Annotated in this window: 2 protein-coding genes; one reads left to right on the top strand and one right to left on the bottom strand. The window is 67.6% G+C overall.

Features of this window, described 5'->3' with window-relative positions:
• The coding region (gene mycP / locus K6I33_RS34180; RefSeq protein ID WP_308297367.1) for a type VII secretion-associated serine protease mycosin at nucleotides 1-834 on the bottom strand (834 nt) is incomplete at its 3' end.
• 1,122 nt (nucleotides 835-1,956) lie between these two features.
• Between mycP and K6I33_RS34175 the strand changes: the two genes are divergently transcribed.
• Nucleotides 1,957-2,674: hypothetical protein (locus K6I33_RS34175; protein WP_229358692.1), on the top strand; the 718-nt coding region annotated here is incomplete at its 3' end.

The raw sequence follows: 2,674 nt of genomic DNA, 5'->3' as shown, positions 1-2,674 counted from the left end.
GGGGTTCTGGAGGGCGATGCGGGGGCGGACCACGCCGTAGCCGATGGAGTCGCTGCGCTTCTCGCCGCTCTTGGGGCCGCCGGCGGTGTTGATGAGCACGCGGAGGATCTGGTTCGCGGTCCAGTCGGGGTGGGCGGACCAGAGGAGGGCGGCGGAGGCGGAGGTCAGGGCGGTGGCGTCGCTGGTGCCGTGGCTTCGGCAGAGGCCGGTGCCGCCCTTGCAGGTGGCGACGATGTTGTCGCCTGGGGCGGCCAGGTCGACCTGGGGGCCGTGCTGCGATTCGGCGGTGGCCTTGATGTCCTGGTCTACGGCGGCTACGCCCACCACGCCTGGGAACGCGGCAGGATATTCGGGCAAGTTGCTCTTATCGCCAGTATTACCGACTGCCGCGAAGATCAACTTCCCCTTGGCGACCGCGTACCTTACCGCCTCCGCTTCGTCTGTGTGCTCGAACGACCCGCCCATGGACACGTTGATGATCCTGGCGTCAGAGTCAGCCGCATATCGGATCGCCGCAGCGATAGAAGTAGCGGGCAGCACCTTTGGCACAGGCACTTTGGCATTGGTGACACGCAGAGGAAGGATCTTGACCTTAGGAGCCAGGCCAAAGGCTCCTGTTCCCCCGTTGCCTCCCCCAGTTCCAGCGATAAGAACAGCCATGCTCGTCCCATGGCCGTCGTAGTCCGAGTGTGCGTCCCCTTCCAAGCCCGAAAAGTCCCTACCGGGGAGCACTTGGCCTTGAAGGTCTGGCAGCTCTGCGTCCACTCCGCTGTCGACCACGGCCACAGTCATGCCGGAGCCTGTACTCGTCCGCCACATCTCTTCAGCCCGCATCGCGTCCAAGTACCACTGCTGTGAACGGATCGTGTCAGCTTGGGTCAGAGGAGCAGGGGCAGCGAGAGCAAGGAGTACGGCAGCCGAGCTCACGACGATCCCGCGTCTCACGAGCCCGTTTCGTTCGACACGGCACATGTCCGCCCTCTCATCATTTTCGCGCACTATTCGATGACCGGCGGAACAACACGTCGATGGACCTGCGACCAGGTCTCCTCATCTTCGACAAGGTAGCCGGGGCGCTGCCCGCCATGGCCACGCCGCGAGGCGGCACCTCCTGCCGTGCTTGGCGCCAGGAAGGCACCCCCTCCTTGCACACCGCCTCGCGGCAATGCGCTGCCGTCCGCCGCCGGACGGCTCCGGACCAAACCCGCTCCACCAGGGGTGAATTCTCCAGCATTACCGGGGCGCTGGGCTGGACGGCCACCAACGACGCCACCTGGCTCAGTGGCCAAGCGCCGTCCGGTCACCATGCCCGTACTACTCGAGCCGCCCACAACAGGGCCCGTACCCACCGGCATTCGACCTTGGGCTTGTCCCTGACCTTCAGCGCCGATGACCGTGCCACGCGGTGCCTGGCCAGTCGGTAGCCCCTGGCCGGGCGGGACGGGCCGTCCTCCAACAATGCCGGGATCGGCGACACGTGGTACCGCCAAGCCAGGCCGCACCACCCCCGCCCCTGGTCCAGTTGCCATGGGCTGTCGCGTCAACGGAGGAACGCCGCCTCCACCGGCCGGTCTCCCGGGCAGTGCCGTGGAGGGTACAACGACACCCGGCAGAGACGGCGATCTCTCATCGACCTGGCCACCTACATGACTGTCTGCCTTGCCCGCAGGCTGGATGGGGGGAACGGTCGACATTGAAGCAACACCATCGATCTCAGTGCCGACGTTCCCATCCGGCAGAACTACACCGCGACGTCCGACGATCGGAGCGGCCCCCGCACTTCCAGGACCGCCAGCCCTGGGCAGAGCCACTCCAGGTCGACCCGTGCTTCGGGGCTCGCCGCCGATCGAGCTCATCTCCGGGCTGTTTACTCCGCCCTGGGACCCATGCCGACTACCGCCTGCCCCTCCGACGTACTCCCGGTCGTGACTCCCGTCACCATCGCCGGGAATCGCATTGGGCATCGGCCGAAACGTAGGCCTTTCCGCCGCCGAAATCTGGTGTGCCGACCACGAATACGACTCCGCAAGCTTCCGCATCAGCCGGGCCGCCTCCGCGCGGTCCGCGTCCAGCTGCTGCTGCGCCGCGTATGCCTGCGCCTGCGAAGGCCCGGAAGCCGCCGGCGACACGCCGCCCTGGGCCGTCAGCCCCGGCAGTGCCACAGCGCCCACCTGTCCCGGGTTGCTGCTCCGGAACGCGTCCAGGATCGTCTTCGCATCCGACGAGACGTCCGGCATCGACGACTTCACCAAGGTCAGTGTCTCCGCCGCCTCGGCCATCCAGGCGCCCGCGCTGTGGCTGAACTCCCCCAGCCGCAGCGTCGCGTTGGCCATGTCCGCGCCCCATTCGCGGAAGGCGTCGCCGCCCTGGCCCTCCCATTCGACCTTGGCCATGTGGGCCTTCAGGTCTTCGCCGAGCTTTTTGATGGCGGTGGCCGCGACCTTGAGCTTGGTGCCCAGGTGCAGTGTCCCCGGCGCGTCCGCGTGCTCGATCATCGCCAGGAGCTGCTCGTGCGTCTTCCACTCGAAGTCCGACGTCGTGAACAGGCCGCTGCTCGGCTGCCGGATCAAAGGGGCCGGGGTCGAAGGGGTCGGGTTGGCCGGCGTGGTCATCAGATCTGCCCTTCGTCGCTGCCGCCCTGCGGGTGGGGCGCGGGCGCGGGTGCGGCGCCCGG

Origin of the sequence: Streptomyces sp. UNOB3_S3 (assembly GCF_020740895.1) — a bacterium.
GTDB lineage: Bacteria > Actinomycetota > Actinomycetes > Streptomycetales > Streptomycetaceae > Streptomyces.
Note: the sequence above shows the minus strand (reverse complement) of the source record. Positions and strands in the feature narration are given on the sequence as shown.